Annotated in this window: 16 protein-coding genes, 2 pseudogenes and 1 riboswitch; of the genes and pseudogenes, 8 read left to right on the forward strand and 10 right to left on the reverse strand. The window is 72.2% G+C overall.

What is annotated here, in order from left to right; all coding sequences use genetic code 11:
• Nucleotides 1-50: 50 nt before the first annotated feature.
• Nucleotides 51-163, reverse strand: a riboswitch (cobalamin riboswitch).
• A 626-nt stretch (nt 164-789) separates the two neighbouring features.
• Nucleotides 790-3,561, forward strand: coding sequence for an amino acid adenylation domain-containing protein (locus AMK26_RS35930; RefSeq protein WP_158071164.1), 2,772 nt, complete (start codon nt 790-792; stop codon nt 3,559-3,561).
• Nucleotides 3,562-3,570: 9 nt separating this feature from the next.
• Here AMK26_RS35930 and AMK26_RS32430 read toward each other — a convergent pair whose 3' ends face one another.
• From AMK26_RS32430 to AMK26_RS32440, 3 genes are all read right to left on the reverse strand, one after another.
• Complete coding sequence (locus AMK26_RS32430) at nt 3,571-4,332, reverse strand: hypothetical protein (protein ID WP_073759182.1); 762 nt, start codon at nt 4,330-4,332, stop codon at nt 3,571-3,573.
• 72 nt (nt 4,333-4,404) lie between these two features.
• A complete protein-coding gene (locus AMK26_RS32435) occupies nt 4,405-5,226 on the reverse strand; it encodes a cytochrome c oxidase assembly protein (RefSeq protein ID WP_073759184.1) in 822 nt (273 codons plus the stop codon).
• Nucleotides 5,223-5,651: a DUF2243 domain-containing protein gene (locus tag AMK26_RS32440; protein WP_107421087.1), complete on the reverse strand. Its 429-nt coding sequence runs from the start codon at nt 5,649-5,651 to the stop codon at nt 5,223-5,225. Before AMK26_RS32440 ends, AMK26_RS32435 begins: the two co-directional genes overlap by 4 nt.
• A 498-nt stretch (nt 5,652-6,149) precedes the next feature.
• Here AMK26_RS32440 and AMK26_RS32445 point away from each other — a divergent pair, with 498 nt between their 5' ends.
• From AMK26_RS32445 to AMK26_RS32455, 3 genes are all read left to right on the forward strand, one after another.
• A complete protein-coding gene (locus tag AMK26_RS32445) occupies nt 6,150-7,349 on the forward strand; it encodes a hypothetical protein (RefSeq protein ID WP_073759188.1) in 1,200 nt (399 codons plus the stop codon).
• A gap of 10 nt (nt 7,350-7,359) precedes the next feature.
• Nucleotides 7,360-7,953, forward strand: a complete 594-nt coding sequence (locus AMK26_RS32450; RefSeq protein WP_073759190.1) for a hemerythrin domain-containing protein — start codon at nt 7,360-7,362, stop codon at nt 7,951-7,953.
• Nucleotides 7,954-8,382: 429 nt separating this feature from the next.
• The gene (locus AMK26_RS32455) at nt 8,383-9,300 is read left to right on the forward strand and encodes an alpha/beta hydrolase (protein ID WP_073759192.1); all 918 of its coding nucleotides are present in this window, start codon (nt 8,383-8,385) and stop codon (nt 9,298-9,300) included.
• Between the two features lie 24 nt (nt 9,301-9,324).
• Here AMK26_RS32455 and AMK26_RS32460 read toward each other — a convergent pair whose 3' ends face one another.
• From AMK26_RS32460 to AMK26_RS32470, 3 genes are all read right to left on the reverse strand, one after another.
• Nucleotides 9,325-10,302: an SDR family oxidoreductase gene (locus AMK26_RS32460; protein ID WP_073759194.1), complete on the reverse strand. Its 978-nt coding sequence runs from the start codon at nt 10,300-10,302 to the stop codon at nt 9,325-9,327.
• A gap of 179 nt (nt 10,303-10,481) precedes the next feature.
• On the reverse strand, nt 10,482-11,207 hold the full coding sequence (locus tag AMK26_RS32465) for a DUF6766 family protein (RefSeq protein WP_073759196.1): 726 nt from the start codon (nt 11,205-11,207) through the stop codon (nt 10,482-10,484).
• 86 nt (nt 11,208-11,293) lie between these two features.
• Nucleotides 11,294-11,722: a hypothetical protein gene (locus tag AMK26_RS32470; protein WP_073759199.1), complete on the reverse strand. Its 429-nt coding sequence runs from the start codon at nt 11,720-11,722 to the stop codon at nt 11,294-11,296.
• A 198-nt stretch (nt 11,723-11,920) separates the two neighbouring features.
• Between AMK26_RS32470 and AMK26_RS32475 the strand changes: the two genes are divergently transcribed.
• Nucleotides 11,921-13,618 carry a RecQ family ATP-dependent DNA helicase gene (locus AMK26_RS32475; protein WP_073759201.1) on the forward strand — a complete coding sequence of 566 codons (1,698 nt, stop codon included), beginning with the start codon at nt 11,921-11,923 and terminating at the stop codon, nt 13,616-13,618.
• A gap of 80 nt (nt 13,619-13,698) precedes the next feature.
• Here AMK26_RS32475 and AMK26_RS32480 read toward each other — a convergent pair.
• Nucleotides 13,699-13,941 (reverse strand): annotated as a pseudogene (locus AMK26_RS32480) (M24 family metallopeptidase); the annotation flags it as partial.
• A 15-nt stretch (nt 13,942-13,956) separates the two neighbouring features.
• On the opposite strand from AMK26_RS32480, the pseudogene AMK26_RS32485 reads away from it, so the two are divergent.
• Nucleotides 13,957-14,520 (forward strand): annotated as a pseudogene (locus AMK26_RS32485) (hypothetical protein); the annotation flags it as partial.
• Here AMK26_RS32485 and AMK26_RS32490 read toward each other — a convergent pair.
• From AMK26_RS32490 to AMK26_RS32500, 3 genes are all read right to left on the reverse strand, one after another.
• On the reverse strand, nt 14,472-14,972 hold the full coding sequence (locus AMK26_RS32490) for a flavin reductase family protein (protein ID WP_073759203.1): 501 nt from the start codon (nt 14,970-14,972) through the stop codon (nt 14,472-14,474). The pseudogene AMK26_RS32485 and the gene AMK26_RS32490 overlap by 49 nt on opposite strands.
• Before the next feature lie 35 nt (nt 14,973-15,007).
• On the reverse strand, nt 15,008-15,922 hold the full coding sequence (locus tag AMK26_RS37470; RefSeq protein ID WP_073759205.1) for a helix-turn-helix domain-containing protein: 915 nt from the start codon (nt 15,920-15,922) through the stop codon (nt 15,008-15,010).
• Nucleotides 15,923-16,127: 205 nt separating this feature from the next.
• The gene (locus tag AMK26_RS32500) at nt 16,128-16,970 is read right to left on the reverse strand and encodes an SRPBCC family protein (protein ID WP_158071165.1); all 843 of its coding nucleotides are present in this window, start codon (nt 16,968-16,970) and stop codon (nt 16,128-16,130) included.
• 275 nt (nt 16,971-17,245) lie between these two features.
• Between AMK26_RS32500 and AMK26_RS32505 the strand changes: the two genes are divergently transcribed.
• Together AMK26_RS32505 and AMK26_RS32510 are read left to right on the forward strand one after the other, a co-directional pair.
• Nucleotides 17,246-18,532: an ABC1 kinase family protein gene (locus AMK26_RS32505; RefSeq protein WP_073759209.1), complete on the forward strand. Its 1,287-nt coding sequence runs from the start codon at nt 17,246-17,248 to the stop codon at nt 18,530-18,532.
• Entirely contained in the window at nt 18,529-19,902 is a 1,374-nt protein-coding gene (locus tag AMK26_RS32510; RefSeq protein ID WP_073759211.1) for a KR domain-containing protein, read from the forward strand. The genes AMK26_RS32505 and AMK26_RS32510 overlap by 4 nt, the downstream gene beginning before the upstream one ends.
• The last annotated feature ends 3 nt before the right edge of the window (nt 19,903-19,905 follow it).

Here is a 19,905-nt window from a genome sequence, read left to right on the forward strand (position 1 = left end):
GAGCCATGGCGAGATGCCTCCTTCAGGGATCTCCACGTCCCCTAAGCGGTCGGAAAGAAAGGCGACAGGTCAGTTCCTGACTGTCAGGCGGAGCCTGAGTCACAGTGGCGGGACCGTGCCGGATTCGCACCGGCTTCCTGGGCCCTGCCGCCCTGGTGAAGTTGTGTGTTCGCGCGTCGCGGGCCAAAGACCGTGCAAAACAAAGGGCGTTGGCCGCGATGGAGCGTCACCCTACACGGGTGGGGCCGCGTCAACCGGCTTGCCGTACCCCTGGGGCGGCAAGCCTGCGCGAGCGATGCCAATGCGGCGTCTTCATCGTCGTTTCCCCCGAAACGGTGGTGTGTACGTGCGGAGCGGTCCTCGTCGACCGATGGTCGCTCGGTCCGGTCGAGACGTGCGACCGCTGTCGGCGCCTCCAGCACGAGCCCGGCGCTGATCGAAACGTTGCACACTCCTGCCCGATTGTAAAGCGCGTGTGACATCGCTCGCTCAAAGCCCTTGCCGGACAGGGGTGTTCGAACCATCTGCTAGTGTCCGGCGGGTGTGCCGGGGGCGAGCCGGCCCACCATGAACTGTGCGACGCGTACCGCGCGGAGAGCCGGCTCATCATCAGCCGCACCCGCAGGCACGCCCGTCGCAGTGGGTTCCTCCGTACCGCCGTCACTCACGCCCATGGCGAGCGCCGACCGGCGTGCGTATCCGTAGCCGCGGACCGGCCGTAGTCGTAGCCGGGTTTCTGTCTCCACCCCCATGCCTGATCCGCCCCGTCATCCAAGGGAGTCCCCCACCATGTCGTCCTTCGTCGAACGCGATGCCGTGGAAGTGGTCGTGGCAGCACAGTGGTTCCGCGTCCTCGGTTCGACGCCGCCGTCGCTCGACACCAACTTCTTCGACTCCGGGGGCAATTCGCTGGCCGCTGCCCGCCTCACCACGGCACTGTGCAAGGCGTTCCGTACGGACTTCCCGGTGCAGGTCGTGTTCGATGCCCAGACGTTCCGGGGTATCAGCGACTGGATCCGACGAGGCGTACCGGCGTCGGGCAAGCGGCTCGTGACGCTCAACGAGAAGGGCGCCGGAGCGCCCCTGCTGCTCCTGCCCTCGGGCGGGGGCGGGGTCATCGGTCTGCAGCGCTTCGGCGGGGCGCCGTTCGACCGCCCCGTGTTCGGGCTCCAGGCGCGGGGGCTCGACCCGCGCGACGGCCTGCCCTTCACGGACCTGGACGAGATGACGGCCGACTTCGTGCGCGTCGTGGAGGAGTCCGCGCTGCCCCGCACCCTGCACCTGGCCGGCTACTGCTCCGGTGGCACCTTCGCCTACGAGCTGGCGCGCGAGCTGCGCGCCCGGGGCTGGAACGTGCTGTCCGTCTCCCTGTTCAACACCTCGCTCTACCGCCGGCCCCTCGTCCTCGAAGAACTGATCCAGCAGCGCCTGGCGGGCATCGCCTCGGCCACCGGCCTGGAGATGCCCGCGGGCGAGCTGGACGCCGCCCAGGTCTTCCACGCGCTGAAGGACAGGAGCGAGGACATCCTCGAAGCCGACCTCGCCTCCTTCGAAGCGCGTCTGCGTGTGTACGGATCCCTCTGGACGGCCGTCACCGGCTACCGGCCCCGGCCCCAGGACATCCCGGTGCGTCTGTTCGCCACGCCGGACCGCTACCACCCCGACGACGTGGCGCTGATGGGCGAGGACGACCGCGACTGGTCGGAACTGGGCTTCCGTGACTTCCGCGCGTACGACGTCGAGGTGAGCCACCGCGACATGCTGCGCCACGACCCCACCCTGCACGCCATCGAGCGGTCGCTCGCGGAGCTCGACGCGCCCGTGAGCGAGTCCGTACCGGCCGCGGCGACGGCCGTGGCGGACCTGCTCCCGGATCCGGCGGAGGAGGTGGACCCGGACACGCTCCTGGCCCTGGGCCACGGGGAGCAGCTGACGGGTACGGATACCGACACCGTGCCCGTCCACGTACGCGTCACCGAGTGGATGCGGACCCATCCCGAGCGCGTGGCCGTGAGCAGCGGTGGCGCGTCGGTCACGTACGGGCAGCTCGACTCCTGGGCGACGCGCGTCGCCGCCGGGCTGGCCGCGGCCGGCGTCACGCGCGGACACCGCGTCGGCGTTCTGGCCGAGCCCTCCTTGGCGATGGTCGCCGCCGTCCTCGGCACACTGCGCTGCGGCGCCGCGTACGTGCCCGTGGACACCGCCCATCCGGACGCGCGCATCGGCTCCATCCTGTCGGACGCCGGTGTCACCGCCGTGGCCGTGACACCGCTGACGGCGTCCCGCGCCGTCGCGCCCGGCCTGCCGCGCGTAGTGGTGGGGGGCAACTGGACGGAGGAGGACCAGGGGGCGGCCGGCCGGGCTGCGGACGACACGTCCGTACACCCACGGAAGCCGCACGAGCCGCACGAGCCGCACGAGCGGTACGAGCCGCACGAGCCGTCGTACGAGGACGCGGGACCCGAGGACACCGCCTACCTCATCTACACCTCGGGCAGCACGGGCGAGCCGAAGGGCGTCCTGGTCGGTCACCGTGAACTCGCCGCCTCGACCGCGGCCCGCCGCACGGTGTACCCGGGCGAGCCGGTGTTCCTCCTCGTGTCACCGCTCGCCTTCGACTCCTCCGTCGCGGGGATCTGGGGCACCCTCACGGCCGGCGGCCATCTGGTGGTCGCCACCTCGGAAGAGGTACGCGACCCCGGCCTGCTGGTCCGGCTCGTCGCCCGGCACGGCGTCACCCACCTGCTGTGCGTACCGTCCCTGTATGCCGTCCTCCTCGACGCGGCCGAGCACCTGGGCATGGACGCTCTGCGCTCCCTCGGCACGGTCACCGTCGCGGGCGAGCCCCTCCCCCAGTCGCTGTTGCACCGTCATTTCGAGCTGCTGTCCGACACAAAAGTGGCACTGGTCAACGAGTACGGTCCCACCGAGGCGACCGTCTGGGCCAGCTATGCGCGCTTCGACGCTCCCGGGCCCGTGTCCATCGGCCGGCCGGTCCCGGGCACCCGGCTGTACGTACTCGACGAGGAATGCCGCCCGGTGCGGGTGGGCGTCACCGGCGAGCTGTACATCGGCGGCGCCGGCGTCGCCCGCGGCTATCACGGCAGGCCGGAGGCGACCGGGCGGGTCTTCCTCACCGACCCGTTCGCCGGCGTCGACGGCGCGCGCATGTACCGGACCGGGGACCTCGTCCGCTGGAACCGCGACGGCACACTCGACTTCGTCGGCCGCCGCGACCACCAGGTCAAGATCCGTGGCCACCGGGTCGAACTCGGTGCAGTGGAAGCCCAGTTGGCGGCCCAGCCGGGCGTCCGCGAGGCGGTCGTCGTCGCCAACGACACCGGAACGGGCCTGATCGCCTTCGCCCTGGCCTCCACCGCACCGCCTGCGACGGCACCCGGCGATCACCTCGCCGACGAACGAACCCTGCGGACGCGGATGGCCGAGCTGCTCCCCGCCGTCATGGTCCCCGAAAGCATCCTGCTCCTGCCGGACTTCCCGCGCACGGTCAACGGCAAGGTGGACCGTGCGGCCCTGCTGCGACTCGGGCACGGCGCGTGAGCCGGCCCCTCAGCCCTGGGGGCGCGGGTCGAGCCAGAGGGACTCACCCAGGGCGCAGAGGTCGCCGGAGGCCGTGGCGAGGGCGACGCCCATACGATGCTTGCGGCCCGATTCGGAGAGCAGCCAGGCGTACGAGACGTACGGCTCGCCCACGGCCACCGGGCGCAGGAGCGTCCCCGTGAGGGAGGCGGTGACCGCGCCCGGTCGCTGGGTGCCGAGCAGGCGGCCCGCCCAGTTGCCCGGGCAGTCCAGGACGCCCCAGACCAGCTCCGGCGGGAGGAGGCCGTCCGGGCCGGCGAGGGTGGGCTCCGGGGTCCAGCCGCAGGCCACGACGGAGCGGCCCGGCACCGGGGCGCAATGCTGGCGCAGGCCGCGTCCGGGCGTACGGAGACCGCAGCCGAAGCAGTCGATCACACCGTCGGGCGGGTCCGCCCGGAACGTCTCGGCCGCCGCCCACGCCTCGTCCCAGGACGGCGCCTCGGGCACGTCGAGCAGCGGCCCCCGGGCCGGAGCCGCCGTCACCAGCGGCCGGCCGGTGTGCCCCAACTCGCAGCCGCCGTCCGCCGTTCGGGCGATCCGCACGGGCGTCTCGACCGGCACGGGACCGCGGAAATCCACCCGTACGGTCCCGGCCTCCACACGCTGGGCGAGCAGGCCGGCGACATGGCCTCCGAAGGCCACCCCGGGATAGCCGACATACAGCTCCGGCACCACGATCGCGTCACGCGTCGCGTCACGCGTCGGGTCGGTCGTCGAGTCGGTCGTCGTCATGGACCACACCTCACCACACCGCCTCGGGCACACGGTGCCGGACGGGCTGGTGACAGTGGTCACAGGCCGCGGTCAGCCGGCCTGTCGCGGACCGGTGAGGACGGCGCGGCGGGCGTGGGCGCGGCCGGTCCTCGCGTACCACTGGATGGCCAGGGTGACGGCGAGGGCGAGCTCGACCAGGTCGCCGCCGTAGTACATGAGTTGGGCGCCGGTATGCAGGTCCGACGCGTCGTACGAGGTGCCGGGAGGCGGAGCGGCGTAGAGGGTCTTGGCGAGTACGGCGTGGCCGGCGCCGGCGGCGAGCAGCGTGACACCGCGCAAAGCCGGGCCCCAACGGCGGCGGACCGGATCGACCTGGCAGATGGTGAAGGTGAACAGCGCTCCGGCGGCCAGTACGTGCGCCTGCACGGCCAGGTGCCACACGGGGTGATGCCGGGTGACGGCGAACAGGCCGGTGCGGTGGAGCAGCCACAGGCCGCCGATGTCCAGCAGGGCCGCCACCGGCGGGAACGCGAGCCATCCGGCGGGCCGTGAACGCGCCACCGCCAGCAGACACCGCCGTACGGGGCCGGCCGGCGTGCCGCGCAGAGCGAGGGTGAGGGGGCGGGCGAGGACCAGCAGCAGCGGTGCCGCCATGCCGACGAGCAGGTGCTGGGCCATGTGCGCGGTGAAGGGACCGTCCGGCAGCCCGCCCACCACCGCCCATGCCAACGCGGCGCTTCCGCCGGTGAAGGACACATCCCGCCACCACGGCCACGCGTCCCCGCGGCGGCGCAGGCGAGCCGCGGCCACCAGGTAGGCGCCGGCCACCAGCAGGGCGGCAGCGGCGGTCAGCGGCCCGGCCAGGGCGGCGGGCGCGTCGGCCGGGCCGGGGTGGACGTGTGCCGGTGTCACGGTGCCGGCGTGCGGGTACGCCGGGCGGCGCGGACGCCCAGGGCGAGGCCGGCCAGGAGCAGGAGCAGGCCGCACCCGTTCCACGCCCAGTCGTAGGGCGTGACGTCCACGCCGTAGCGGATCTGGTGCAGACGCAGCAGCTTGTGGTCCACGATCCCGTCGAACAGCTGGAAGGCACCCAGACCGAGGAAGAACCCCGCCCAGGCGTGGCCGGGAACCAGGGCGCGGCGGCGGCGCAGGTCCGCGTACAGGAAGAACCCGGCGACCAGGGCGAGCAACTCCCCCGTGTGCAGCAGACCGTCGGACATGAGGCCCACGCCGGTGGTGGAGCGGTCGTAGAAGTGGTGCCAGCCCAGAACCTGGTGGAAGACGATCTCGTCGACGGCTGCCATGACGGCCACTCCGATGACCGCGGTCACGGCCATCGACCTGCGAGGCTGAGGGGGTCCGCCGGGGGGAGCGGGAGAAGGCGCCGACCGGTTCATCGGGTTCTGCCTTTCTGCCCCGGACAGCGGCCGAGGCGCCCGGGGCGGTGGGTGGACATGCCAAGCGCAGAGCGGGTACCCGGCTCACCGTGGACAAGCGCGGCAACAGCGTCGTCACGGCGCTCGGCGGGAGGCTGAGCAGGCGATCACGGCCGGCGGCCCCATCGGTCGGCCGGCATGCCGGAACGTCCCCGCACACAGTCTCCGCCGGGGAACCGGGCGATGCACTTCGGGCGGGCCACGGGCGACCCGCGATGGTCCCGGTGCCGGTCCGGCCCGAGTCGTGCGGTGGCCCATCGGGATGACGAAGACCGGATCCGCGCAGTGCCGGGGCTTCGAATGGCTAGGGATGGCCATGCCCCTGTCTTTGCATTGTTCCTCCCTCACCTTCAGGGGTACCCAGCCGTGTGACCCACGACCGGCCTCCAGGAGGCATGGATGACGTTCGATCCGCTGCAGCAGCGTGGTATCCCGTTGGACCGTCAGATCAGGAACTGGCGCGAGCTCGATGTCGAGCCGATCGACCCGGACCGCTGCGACCCGTACACCCGTTGCCGGATCATCACGATGAACGGCATCGAGGTCGAGGCGGTCCTCTTCAGCCACCAGCTGGCCCGCAACACCGTCGACCCCGAGGTCAAGCGGCAGCTGGCGCAGACCCGCTACATCGAGGCGCAGCAGCAGAAGGTGGTGAACTGGCTGCTGCCGGGTGTGTCGTCGGTGCTGGAGACGACGATCGCCTATGAGCAGGTGGCGGTCGACCTGACCGCTTGGGTGGCCCGGATGGAGCCGGATCCGTATCTGAAGCAGGCGTACCAGTTCGGTGTGCTGGAGGACTTCGACCATCTGTACCGGTACGCGAACCTGTACGAGATGATCGAGCACCGCAAGGCCGAGTCGATCGTCGACAGCCTCACCGAGGTCATGCCGGGCCGGCCGACGAAGTTCCACCACCGTCACCCGTTCGACAACGTCCGTGACCCGTACGACCGCGAGGCCACGAGCCCGTTGTCGAAGCTGCACGCGCTGACGATCCTGTCGGCCGAGCAGCAGACGATGAACTTCTACATGAACACCGGCCCCACCTACATGGAGCCGATCGCCCGCCAGCTGTACCAGGAGATCGGGCTGATCGAGGAGGAGCACGTCACCCACTACGAGTCGCTGGTCGACCCGGGAGAGACATGGTGGGAGCAGCTGGTCACCCACGAGTACAACGAGTGCTACCTGTACTACTCCTTCATGGAGCAGGAGAGCGATCCCAAGGTGAAGGCCGTCTGGGAGCTGCATCTGAACATGGAGCTGGAGCACCTGCACCTGGCCTGCGACCTGATGCGCCGCCACGACGGCCGTGACCCGGAGTCGGTGCTGGCACCCGAGCTACCGAACGTACTGACGTTCGAGCCGAACAAAGCGTACCTGCGCGAGCTGCTCGACACCCAGATGGACCTGACCACGCTGGGTGCGGGCTATGTGCGCGAGGCGCACGAGCGCTTCGAGCGGATGCAGGCGCAGATCCACGGCGGTGAAGAGCCGCCGAGTGAGCGGGTGATGGCGCAGCACGACGAGATGTTCGGGCGCGAGTACCGCGTCGAGACCGAGGGCGAGCACCCCGACCCCGCGATGCGGGAGAAGTAGGAGAGCCGACGTGTCCCAGATCCCTACGCCTCCGGCGGGCCAGGACAACGCCGCGGACGACGACGTCGTGGCATTGCTGATGCGCCAGCACGGAGACATCCGCAACCTCTTGGACGACGTGGAGCACGCCGAGGGCGACGAGCGGCGGGAGGCCTTCCGACGTCTCGTACGCCTCCTCGCGGTCCACGAGACCGCCGAGGAAGAGGTCGTCCACCCCTTCGCGCGCCGCAGCCTGCCGGGTGGGGAGCAGGTCGTCGATGAACGGCTCGCCGAGGAGCGGGCGGCCAAGGAGACGCTTGCCGCGCTCGACGACATGGACACCGACGACCCGAAGTTCCTGCCCCGGCTCCAGGCACTGCGCGCCGATGTGCAGGCCCACGCACGGGCCGAGGAGCGTTACGAGTTCATCCACATCCGCCGCAGCACGGATGCGGCCGGGCTGGCCGCCATGGCCAGGGCCGTCAAAGCCGCCGAGATGATGGCGCCCACCCGGCCCCACCCCGGCGTCGAGTCCGCGGCGGCCAACGTCATGGTGGGACCCGTCGCCGCCCTCATGGACCGCACCAAGGACGCCGTCCGCAAAGCCATGGGCAAGGACGGCTAGGACACCACCGCACGGCAATCCGGCACACCACGCCGACCCCGGGCACGCCGCCGCCCTCGCCGACCGGATCGACGTCCTCGACAGGGGCGCCGATCCGGCCCGGACCACGAGGTCCTTGCAGTTCGGCGTGATCCCGGTCGCCGCCATGTGCGACGCGACCACTGTGGCGCCCCAGCCGTATTACGGGGTGGAGATGAAGTCCATCGACGGCCGATGGGTCCAGATGCATCCGGACGTGCCCAGTGGCAGCGCCGAGCGTCTCACCGGGCCAGGCTGCGCAGAGCGAGCCTGAGCGCGCGCAGACGCGTCCAGTGGTTGGTGGGTGATCAGCCATGGGCTGCCGTGACAGCCGGGCGTGCACGGGCACGTGCTTCCACAGGAGCAGTCGGCGATAGCGTGGAGTCGAGACCCGAATGATGAGGAGGGCGCGTGCGATTCGCGCTGGAGGCACTGTTCGCCGACGTACCCGCGGAGCAGGTCGACGAAGCTCGTGAGTTCTACAAGCGGCGTGCGGCAGGCCGTGGCCCCAGCACACTGGAGGAGCTCAAGGAGGCACGCGCGAGGAGGTCCGCTCCTCGTGCCACCGATCCGCCTGCCGTCGAAGAGACGATCGAAGTCGCGGAACTGCGCGTCCCCGTCAGGATCTTCACGCCCGTGGACGGGCCGCCGCGGGGTGTCTACCTGGACATACACGGCGGCGGCTTCTACATGGACTCCGCGGCGCGAGGAGACGGACGCAACCGCGGGCTCGCAGACGCCCTGCAGCTCGCCGTCGTCGGCGTCGACTACCGGCTGGCGCCTGAGCACCCCTGGCCGGCGGCACCCGACGACTGTGAAGCAGCGGCGCTCTGGCTCGTCGAAGAAGCCGAGGCCCGCTTCGGAACGTCCCGGCTTGCGATCGGCGGGAGCTCCGCGGGTGCCACACTCGCCCTGGCGACCCTGCTCCGGCTGAGAGACAGAGGTGCCGTTGGCCGATTCACCGGCGCCGCGCTCCAGTTCGGCACCTACGACTTGAGCGCGCGGACCCCGGCCGGCCGGCGCATCGCGGACGAGTACTTCATCCAGGCGTACGCCGGACATGTGGAGGACCGCACTGTTCCCGACATCTCTCCCGTCTACGGCTTCCTCGGCGGGCTCCCCCCAACGCTGCTGATCGTCGGAAGCGCGGACGTCCTGCTGGAGGACAACCTGGCGATGGCGGCCCGGTTGTCGGCAGGCGGCAATGACGTCGAGGTCCAGGTCTACCCCGAGTCCCCCCACGGCTTCACGGGCCACCCCACGGCCATGGCCAGGACGGCGCTCAGCAGCGTCGACTCCTGGCTGCGCGACCGGATCACGCAACCGTAGGGACGTTCCGTCTGCCGGAGGTCTTCAACGGGGGCGGACCCGTCGTGCGGCGCCCACCGCCGCACAGGCCAGCACGGTGGCAGTGGTCAGCCGGCGCATCGCGGTACGGCGGCGCCCACCCCACCCGCCGTGGGCCGCGCCCGTCCCTGGCGCCGGTACGTGCAGGTTGCCGTGGCCGGCCGGGGCGGGCTCCTTGCGGGACAGGTGGGCCTTGTCCACCTGGCGGGCCATCATCCGCTCCACCATGCCCGGCATGACCCTGGACTCCAGCACCATGGAACGGCCCGCCGGACCGACCACGACTTCACGGCGGGGCGCGCGCACCAGGTCCACGATGGCCCGCGCCACCCGCTCCGGCGTGTAGACCGGGGGCATCGCCAGCGGCTTGCGGCCCGTGTAGTTCGCGGCGTGATCGAACAGCGGTGTGTCGATCGTGGCCGGCAGCACCGTGCACACGTGGATGCCCTTCGCCTTGTCCAGCCGCAGCTCCTGGCGCAGGCTCGCGCTCAGCGCCCGGGTGGCGTACTTGGACATGCCGTAGGCGTGGGTGTACGGCTGGCTGACGACGCCCACGATGGACGAGACGTTGATCAGCGTTCCCCGGCCCTGCTCGCGCATGGCACGGAGGGCGGCGCGGGCACCGTGCACGTACCCCATGACGTTGACGTCCATGACCTTGCGGGAGTCCTCCAGGGGGACCTCCTGGAAGGGTCCGAACACGGTGACGGCCGCGCAGTTGACCCAGACGTCGATGCGGCCGAAGCGCCGCACCGTGCGCCGGGCGAGTTCATCGACCGCCCCGGGGTCCGTGACGTCGGTCGGCACGACGAGCGCCTCAGCGCCACGGTGACGTTCGCACTCCTGCCTGACCGCCTCCAGCGCCTCCGCGCGCCGCGACGCCAGGACCACGGGGCACCCCTTGCGGGCGAAAGCAACGGCGGTGGCGCGGCCGATGCCGCTGGAAGCCCCGGTGACCACGACCACGGAATCACGCACTCGCATGGAAAACCCCTTCTTCGCATCATGTCCGATGAGTCACTCAAGCACCGGATTGCCCGTTCCACCGCTCGGCGGGTGCCCTTCGGGTGCTTCCTTGCGCTGCCTCACCGCCTCCTTGAAGCGGTTGCGCTGGAGGCGGTTGCCCTTGAGGCGGTTGCCCTGGAGGCTTGCCCGTGAGCGGCTCAGCCTTCGACGCCGGTGGCGGAGTGCGACGCGCCGACGGGCTTGGACTCCGGTGATCCGCGTTGCCTCAGATAGATGGCGAAAATGGCCATGGAGGCGACCGCCAGCAGCTCGGACTGCCAGTTCTGCAAACTGCGGTCCCAGAAGTCGGCGGAGGACAGGTAGTGGGCCCATGTGGTGGGGGCTTGGAACCGGCGCAACTGCTCCTCGTTGTAGGCCGCGACACCGGTGACCGACTGGGTGAGCCAGGACAGCAGGAAGATCCCACCCATGACCAGGCCCAGCGAGCGCGAGAAGACGACTCCGCGCCAGTCCTTGTACGCGGCCCAGCGCGGGGAGTCCGCTGTGGCGTGCTCCCCGACCATCTGGTCCTTGTCCGACTCGGTACCGGCCTTGTCGAGTTCCTTGGATTCCGGTGACCCGCGTTGCAGCAGCCAGACGGTGGCGAAGATGTACAGGAAGAACTGCAGGTACTCCGACTGCCAGTTCTCCGTGACGTCGACGGCGAAGTCCGACGACGTCACGTACGCCCCGAAGCCGACGGGAGCCAGCCCGTCGGCGACGAGCTGGTTGTTGAACGCCGCGTACCCGGCCACCGCCTGTCCGGCCAGGGCGAGCACGAACGTGACCAGGAAGAACAGGCCGAGGCTGTTGTGCCGCAGAAACCGCCGTACGCGGTGCTGGTCCGGCGCTGCCGCCCCGCCGGGTTCCGGTGCGGGGCTCATCGGTGCATCAGCCCCAGGGCCATGAAGTACGCCAGACCGCCGACGATCACCAGCAGGGTTCCGATGAACAGTGTCCTCATGTGTGGTCACCCGCCTTTGATCTCGCACTGGTACGGCCGCTCGGGGCGCGGCCGGCACCCGGCGGCCGTCACCTTCCAGCCGGCGGGGAAGTGCGACAGGAACACGGTGTCCCGCTCCAGCACCACCCGGGCCTGATCGCCGTACACATCCACGCCCCGTACAGCGCCCGCCGCGGGAAGCTCCCGCTCATCGATCGCCCGGCCGATGGCCTGCTCGCAACGGGTCTCGGCGGAGTGCTCCAGTTCCTCCCTGGTGGCGGGAGCGAGAGCCGCGCACAGCCGCTCGTGCTGTCCGGCGTCCAGCGCTTGCTCGAAACGGGTGACTTCCGCGGTGACCTCATCGCGCCGTTCGGGAAGCGTGCCGCAGGCACTGACCGCGGCAAGGACGGCCAGCACCAGCGCGCCGGCCCCCGGCCCGTACCCCGGTCCTCGCATGCTGCCTCCCCGGCGGCCTGGGCAGAGACGGATCCACCCGGTCGATCAAGTGAAATGCGGCTACCCGCTCATCGGACATTCATGCTGATGCGCCCGCAACCGGACAAACCCCCGGCGGGCGGGGTACACGAACCTCATGACGACCGGGGAGGAAGGGCGGCCGGACCGCAGCTGAGCCACGTACAGGAATGAGGCACCATGCCGCAGGAAAGCGACCCCGGCACTTCGGACCGTTTGCAGCGCACCGCCGCCGACGTGTTCGGCTGGCGGGCCCTGCGGCCCGGGCAGCTGACCGCGATGGAAGCGGTCATGGCGGGCCGCGACACGCTGGCGGTCATGCCGACCGGCGCCGGCAAGTCGGCGGTGTACCAGGTGGCCGCGCTGCTGCTTCCCGGGCCCACCGTCGTCGTCTCCCCGCTCATCGCCCTGCAGCGGGACCAGATCGCCGGCCTGCTGGGCCACCACGCCCCGGAGGCCGTCGCGGTCAACTCCGCCCAGGCGGCGGGAGAGACGGAGGCAGCGTGGGAGGCGGTGCGGCACGGCGACGCCGAGTACCTGTTCCTCTCCCCCGAACAGCTGACGAAGGACAAGGTGATCGAGCGCCTCGCACGTGCCGCGCCCTCGCTGTTCGTCGTCGACGAAGCGCAGTGCGTGGCGTCCTGGGGCCACGACTTCCGTCCCGACTACCTGCGCCTGGCGCAGGCGGTCCAGCGGGTGGGCCGGCCCACGGTCCTCGCGCTCACGGCCACGGCTGCTCCCCCGGTCCGCGAGGAGATCGTGCGGCGGCTGGACATGGAGGACCCCGCACTGGTCGTGGCCGGTTTCGACCGCCCGAACATCACCTTGGAGGTACGCCGGTTCCCGGACGACGCCGACAAGCGCCGGGCGGTGGTGGAGCGCGCGGCGGCGGAGCGCAAGCCCGGAATCGTGTACACCGCGACACGCAAGGATGCCGAGAAGTACGCGGCCGAGCTCGCCGGGCTGGGCCTGTCGGCCGCGGCCTACCACGCCGGTCTGGCAGCCGGTGAGCGTTCCCGGGTGCACGACGCCTTCCTGTCCGGCGGGACCGACGTGGTGGTGGCCACGTCCGCCTTCGGCATGGGCATCGACAAGGAGGACGTCCGGTTCGTACTCCACGCCTCGGTTCCCGGTTCCCTCGACGCCTATTACCAGGAGATCGGCCGAGCCGGGCGCGACGGAGACCCGGCGGTCGCGGTCCTCCACTACCGGCCGGAGGACAGCGGCCTCCAGCGTCTCTTCGCCACCCGGGCACCCGACGAGGAGACCCTCGGCGAGGTCGCGGAGCAGATCCACGAACGGAACGGTTCCGTCGCCCTGGACGACGTCGGTGAGCGGACGGACCTGTCACACCGCCGCGTCACGGCCGCGGCCAACCTCCTGGAGCAGGCGGGAGCTGTGCGCACCGACGCCGACGGGGAGGTGCGTTCCGTTCCGGGCGTGACGTCCGAGGACGCCACCGCGCGGGCGGTGGAGGCGGCGGAGTCACAAAGGAGGCTGGAGCGGTCGAGGCTCGCGATGGTGCTGGCGTACGCCGAGACGACCTCCTGCCGCCGTCGCTTCCTGCTCGGCTACTTCGGTGAGCCGTACGACCCCCCGTGCGGCCATTGCGATGTGTGCCGCCCACCCACCTCGACCGACGGCACAGTCGCCGAGGGCGTGGGGGACCCGGACGACGCCCGGCCCCGGCACCCCGCCGCGGCCTCGTACCCGGCGGGTACGCAGGTCCGGCACAGCGAGTGGGGCGACGGCACGGTCATGAGTGAGGAGGGCGACCGGATCACCGTTCTGTTCGACTCCATGGGGTACCGGACACTGTCCCTGGCGGCGATCGCCGAGAAGGGGCTGCTCACCGCGCGCACCGAGTCCGCCGACTGACCTCGCGGCCCCGGGTGGTTCCTCCCGCTCAGGGCCGCTGCGACCGCCGCCTGAGCCCTCACCGCCGTTACGCCTCGGAGTCAGCCCGCGAACCGGGCCATCCACTCCTCGACGTCGTCCGCCGACCGCGGCAGGCCCGCCGACAGATTCTCGTGCCCGTCGTCGGTGACGACCAGGTCGTCCTCGATGCGGACGCCGATGCCGCGCCACTCCTCCGGCACGGTGAGGTCGTCCGGCTGGAAGCACAGGCCGGGCTCGACGGTGAGGACCATGCCGGGCCGCAGCACGCCGTCGACGTACCCCCCGTTCCGGGCCTGGGCACAGTAGGGCATCGACCAGGCGGCGGCCCGGACGCGCTGGCCACGCTCGCCCGCGGTGTGACGCAGCGTGTCGTGTACTCGCGGGAGTCGCTGGAGCACCCCGGCCACCTGGCGGAGGTCGTCGAACCGTGCGTCAAGGCCGGTGAGCAGGCCAGGGTGCTGCCGTCGGTGCCGGTCGAACTCGTCGTCATCGACGAGGCGTACGCGCTCGTGTCGTTGTCGATCAAGGAGGCCGACGTGCACAACACCATGCTCGTCGTGCAGCCGTTCGGCCTGCTCTCCGCACTGATGGCACTGTTCGAGCAGTCGTGGCAGAACGCCCTGCCGTTCCACGGCCACACCACCCGCCCAGGCGGACTGCCCCCCGCCGACCGCCGCCTGCTGTGGCTCCTGGCGGGTGGCGCGAGCGACGACGTCATCGCCCGCGAAATGGGATGCAGCCGCCGCACGCTGTACCGCCGCCTGCAGATCCTGATGGCCCAGCTGGGCGCCGCGAATCGCTCTACGGTTGCGTGTCCACGCGGGCCACAGCTTCACCGCGAGCCGGCGCGGGCGGTAGAGGTGAAGCGGCGGTTGCAGTAGACGAGTGGCGTACGCCGCTCCTGGACGATGGCGGTGTGGACGCGGCCCACGAGGATGTTGTGGTCGCCGCCGTCGAGGACGGCGTGGGTGGCGCACACCAGGCGGGAAGCGGCGCCCAGGAGGCCGGGGATGCCGAGTTCGGTGGGCGTCATGGGCCCGTCCGCGAACTTGTCGGTGAGGCCGGTGCGGCCGAAGCGGTGGGCGATGTCGGCCTGATCGTCCGCGAGCACGTTGACGAGGAACGCGTCGGACCGCGTGAACGCCGGGTGGCAGGACGCCGACTTGGCGAGGCAGACGAGGATCAGGGGTGGGTGGAGCGACAGTGAGCAGAAGGAGCTGGCGGTGAAGCCCCAGGGGGCGCCGGACGGGTCGACGGTGGTCACGACGGCGACCGGCCCGGGAACGGCGGCCATGGCGTCGAGGAAGGTGGTGCACTCGGTGGACGTCAGCATCTCTCCCCCAGGTGGATGGTCCGACGGCGGGCGGGTCAGCCGCTGCCGGAGGCGGCGGCGGGCGCTGTGGTGCGGGGGCGGCGGCCGGTGGTGTCCGCCACGCGCGTCGTCTCGGTGGCGAGGGCGAGGAGCAGGGGCAGCGCGACCACGATCGGCGGGTCGCTGATCAGCGGGGCTCGCAGCCGCAGCGTGAGGGGGGCCGGGGAGCCGCGGCGCGGCGCGCGGGCCGTGCCGACCAGGCGGCGTTCGCCCGCGGGGTCGTCGAGGGCGTCCGCAACCCGGGTGTCACGGTCGAACCAGACGGCGAGCAGGTGGTAGGCGCCGTCGTCGGGCACGCGGAGGCGCACGGCTCCGGGGGTGGTCGTGACGGCGCAGCCCACCGGCAGGTCCTGCGGTACGCCATACGGGTAGAGGCCCGCGAACAGCAGCCCGCGGGCGTCGCGCCCGGCGCCGGTGACCTCGCCGGTGATGTCGCCGCGGGTGTCCTCGTACGGGCGTGGACGCGTGGTGGCGGGCAGTCCCCCGGCTCCGGCGACGTCGCAGGTGTCGGCGATGTCACCGATGCGGCGGTCGCCGTGCTCGTCGACGAGGAGCTTGAAGCGGCTCGGGGACATACCGACGAGCCTGGTGAACTGGGTGGTGAACGTGCCGAGGCTGGAGTAGCCGACGGCGGTGCACACATCGGTGACGCGGGGCGCACCGCGGATCATCATCCGCTGTGCCTCGGCCATGCGCAGGGCGGCCAGGAAGCGGCCGGGCGTCACGGAGGTGACGCTGCGGAACACGCGGTGGAAGTGGAACGGGCTGAAGAGGCCGGCCTCGGCGTGGTCGGAGAGGCACTGGGCCTCGCCGAGGCGGTCGCGCATCCGGCGTACGGCGCGTTCGACCGAGGCGAGCCGGTCGTCGGCCGGTGATGCCGGTGGCGCGGGGGCGGGCGGGTACGGGGGCATGGTCCGTCGCCTCCTTGACGCGGCGCGTGCGGGCGGGGGGACGAGCGGCGGTGTGCGGGGCGCGCTGTACGGATCGGTCGGGGGCGGGACGTACGGCTCGGTCGGTTGCTGCCGTACGGCGCGGGGTGCGGCTCCGGGCGTGTCGCGGGGTCACGGGGTCGCGGGTCGGCCTCCGTGGCCCGGGGCCGTCCGGGGAGCCACCGGGTCAGTCGGTGCCGCCGAGGCTGCCGGTACCGGCCGTGGTGGCCTTGTCGCGGGCGGTGCGGAGGGAGGCGACCCAGGTCGCGGCGAAGCGTCGGCGCAGTTCCTGGGCGCGGCCCTGTGCCAGGCCGAGCCGGGTCCATCCGTGGTGCACGAACGACAGCCGGGTTCTGCCGGGCCCCGCGGGGGCCGTGGAGACGCGGCAGGCGGGGTGGGTGCGGGCGTCGGGGATCTCGACGGTGAAGGTGAGTTCCTCGTCGAGCCGGAGCTGCCAGTCGCTGACGGCGAACCGCCGGGGGCCCTCGTCGTCGACGATGAAGAACCAGGCGGGCCGGAAACCGTCCACGGCGATGGGGAGCCAGTCGAGGACGGCCGGGTGGCGCAGCGGCCGGAACGGTTCGGCGGGCAGGTCCACGGAGCCGTCGATGTCGTCGCGCCACTGGTAGCGGGTGTTGCGGCCGGTGTGCATGTGCGTGCCGAGGCGAGTGAGGAAGTCGGCCCAGCCGTCGAGGAGTTGAGCGGCCTCGGCGGGGCCGCGCGTGTCGTCGTGGTCCTCGACGGTCAGTACCGACCCGGATCCGGGGCCCTCCTCGGCGCCGGGCCGCAGCGTCCACACGACGGACTGCGGCTTGCCGACGCCGAGGAACCGCCAGTCGAAGGCGACGCTCCGCCCCGGGACGATCGCCGTCGGGCGCACCGTGAAGAAGTCACCGTCACCGAAGTCGAGGCGGGTGTCCGCGCCGACGCGCAGCGGTGCGGAGAAGTCCCCGAACCAGCTGGCGAGCGCGTGGGGTTCGGTCAGTGCGGGCCACACACGGTCCGGCTCCGCGGCCAGACGGAGCGTCACGCGGACCGCTCCGCGGCGCAGTTCCCCGACGGGCGGTTCCGGCGGGACGGGGCCGTGGTGGTCCGACATCTGTCCTCCGATGCTCGACGGGGGCCTGGAGCTCCGCACGGTGGGCGGCCGCCCACCGGATCGCTCTCATATTAAGTAGTAGTCATGTGCTGTCAACGGCGTGAACTCGCCGTGGTTTCCCGCCTTTTCGTACGGACATCTGGTCGTTCGGCTTCCTCATCGGTAAGTGTTTCCCAAGTCACCAGCCGTGGAGCGGAAGGAATGCCGTGGACCACTTCTCTGCGCCGTCGCGGCGGCTTGCCCCCGCGGCGCTCGCCGGTCGGCTCGCCGTGATCACCGCGACCGCCGTCCGCCACGCCGCGGGCGGCCTGTTCGACTCGCTGCGAGCCGGCCGCGGCGGGCGGTCCGACGCCGTCAACGGCCGGGCCGTACGGCTCCTCAGCGACCTCGGGCCTACGTTCGTCAAGGGCGGGCAGCTGCTCAGCACCCGCACCGATCTGCTGCCGCCCCGGGTGTGCGGCGCCCTCGGGCGGCTGCACGACCGGGTGGCGCCGATGACGGCGGCGGAGACGTCGCGGGCGCTGGCGGAGGCCTATCCGCCAGGCCGGGACTGGCCGTTCACGGCGTTCGAGCGCAGGGCCACCGCCAGCGGCAGCATCGCCTGTGTGCACCGGGCACGCCTCGCGGACGGCCGTACGGTGGCGGTGAAGCTGCGCCGCCCCGGCATCCGGCGGCACATGTACGCGGACGTCGCCCTGCTGCGGGCCGGGGCCCGGGTGGTGCAGCAGCTGCCGCCGCTGCGCCGGGTGCCCGCGCGGCGGATGGTGGAGGAGGTGGGCGGGGCCGTGCTGGCCCAGCTGGACCTGGAGCAGGAGGCCAGGGCACTGGCGAAGCTGCGCGCCAACCTGTCCGCCCTGCCCGGCTTCCGGTTGCCGGCCCCGGTGCCGGAGGCCTCCGGGCCGGGGGCGCTGGTGATGGAGTTCATGGAGCCACTGCACCGTTTCGAGGCGTCGGGGATGGACCGTGAGGCACGCCGGCAGATCGTGCGGCAGGTGCTGCAGGGTGTGTACCGGATGCTGTTCATCGACGGTCTGGTGCACTGCGACATGCACCCCGGGAACCTGTATCTGGACCCGGACGGCGCGGTGGTGCTGCTGGACGCGGGGTTCGTCATCCAGCTGGCGCCCGACGTGCGGAAGCTGTTCGCACAGTTCTTCATGAACATGTCCCTGGGGCGGGGCGCGGACTGCGCCGAGGTGGTGCTGCGCAGTGCGGAGCACATACCGGACGAGTGCGACCTGACCGCGTTCAAGGCCGGTGTCGAGGAGCTGGTCGCGGCCACGACGGGGCGTACGGCGGGGCAGTTCCGCCTCGCGCCGTTCGCGACGCGGCTGTTCGACCTCCAGCGGCGGTCGGGGGTCGCGGCGGCGCCGGCGTTCGTGTTCCCGCTGCTGTCGCTGCTGGTCCTGGAAGGGATGATCAACGACTTCGACGTGGACGTCGACTTCCAGGGTGAGGCCATTCCCACGCTCCTCACGGCGCTGAACCGGTGAGCGGCGAGGCAGTCGGGGGCGGCGGCCGGGTACGGGCGTTCCGGGCGGTCCCGGAGCCGGTCCCCGATGTCGCCCCGGGGACGGGCGGCGGGGTGCGCGACTGGACAGTGCTCGGGGCGGAGGACGGCCCGGTGGCGGACGCGTTGCGCCGGGCGTCCCGGCCGGGCGGGGCGCCGGGGGTGGCGGTGGTGCTGGGCGAGCGGTACCGCGACGCGTACGACGCGGTGCTGCTCGACGCGGTCGCACGCGCCGAGGCGGGGGCGGGGCGGGTGGTGCTGCTGCACCGGGGGGCCGGCGGGGCGAGTCTGCTGCGGGCGGCGGCGCGGGAGTCCGCGGGGCGGCTGCGAGTCGCGTCGGCGGAGCTTCCGGCCGACCGCAGTGCGCCATGGCCGGCGGGATGGGACGCCGGGAGGCTCGCCGGGGTGGCTGACGCGGTGGGGGGCGAGCTGCGGGTGGCGGGCAGGACGGGGGTGCCGGCGGCCGGTGCCGTGGCGCGACTCGGGTGGCAGCCCGCCGCGCTGACGTCCCGCGTGCAGTCCCGCGAGGGGCCCCCGTCGCGGGACGGCACCGACGCGTGCCAAGGCGCCGGCCCGCCTGGAGGCACCGGGCCGTGCGGGGGAACCGCGATGCCGTGCGGGGGAACCGCGATCGTGACGGGCGGGCTCGGGGGGCTCGGGTTGCGGGTGGCGAGTGTGCTGGCGGTGGTGCACGGGATGCGACCCGTGCTGCTGGACGTCTCGGCGCCGGAGGAGCTGGCCGGGCGCGACGCCGGCGTATGGCGGCGGCTGCGGGACCAGAGCGGGGTCATGGCGCTGCGCGTCGACCTCACCGACGCCGGTGCGACCGACGCCGCGCTGCGGCGGGTGCCGGGCCCGGTGCGCGCCGTGGTGCACTGCGCGGGGCTCGTCGCGGGCGGTCCGGTCGCCCGTACCCGGGCCGATGACCTGCGGGAGCTGCGGGACGCGAAGGTGGGCACCCTGCGGCACGTACTGGCGGGCATCGACGCCGAGGAGCTGCGGCACCTGGTGGTGTTCGGCTCGGTCACCGCGCGGGCGCCGCACCGGAACATGGGCGGGTACGCCCTCGCCAACGAGGTGTTGCGGCGCGAGACCCTGCGGTGGGCGCCGCACCTGCCGTACGCGGCGACCGTGGTCGCGGAGTGGTCGTTGTGGAGCGGGGCCGGGCAGGCCCATGCCATGGGGGCGGTGGCGCAGGCGCGGCGCATGGGGATGGTGCCGGTGGCGCTGCGGCCCGGGATGGCCGCGCTGTCCCGGCTCCTCGCCCGGCCGGCCGGACCGGGCAACGCCGACGCGCTGGTGCTCGTCGGGGCCGGCGACCCCCTGTTCCCGCCCGCCGCGGTGCGGACCTGACGC

It is taken from the genome of Streptomyces sp. CB03234 (genome assembly GCF_001905885.1).
In the GTDB taxonomy this organism is placed as follows: Bacteria; Actinomycetota; Actinomycetes; order Streptomycetales; family Streptomycetaceae; genus Streptomyces.

Excerpts from the sequence above, each read along its gene's own strand:
- AMK26_RS32440 (WP_107421087.1), bottom strand. The coding sequence starts at position 5,651 with ATGGCCGTGACCGCGGTCATCGGAGTGGCCGTCATGGCAGCCGTCGAC.
- AMK26_RS32490 (WP_073759203.1), bottom strand. The coding sequence starts at position 14,972 with ATGCTGACGTCCACCGAGTGCACCACCTTCCTCGACGCCATGGCCGCC.
- AMK26_RS37470 (WP_073759205.1), bottom strand. The coding sequence starts at position 15,922 with ATGCCCCCGTACCCGCCCGCCCCCGCGCCACCGGCATCACCGGCCGAC.
- AMK26_RS32460 (WP_073759194.1), bottom strand. The coding sequence starts at position 10,302 with ATGCGAGTGCGTGATTCCGTGGTCGTGGTCACCGGGGCTTCCAGCGGC.
- AMK26_RS32475 (WP_073759201.1), top strand. The coding sequence starts at position 11,921 with ATGCCGCAGGAAAGCGACCCCGGCACTTCGGACCGTTTGCAGCGCACC.
- AMK26_RS32470 (WP_073759199.1), bottom strand. The coding sequence starts at position 11,722 with ATGCGAGGACCGGGGTACGGGCCGGGGGCCGGCGCGCTGGTGCTGGCC.
- AMK26_RS32445 (WP_073759188.1), top strand. The coding sequence starts at position 6,150 with ATGACGTTCGATCCGCTGCAGCAGCGTGGTATCCCGTTGGACCGTCAG.
- AMK26_RS32465 (WP_073759196.1), bottom strand. The coding sequence starts at position 11,207 with ATGAGCCCCGCACCGGAACCCGGCGGGGCGGCAGCGCCGGACCAGCAC.
- AMK26_RS35930 (WP_158071164.1), top strand. The coding sequence starts at position 790 with ATGTCGTCCTTCGTCGAACGCGATGCCGTGGAAGTGGTCGTGGCAGCA.
- AMK26_RS32430 (WP_073759182.1), bottom strand. The coding sequence starts at position 4,332 with ATGACGACGACCGACTCGACGACCGACCCGACGCGTGACGCGACGCGT.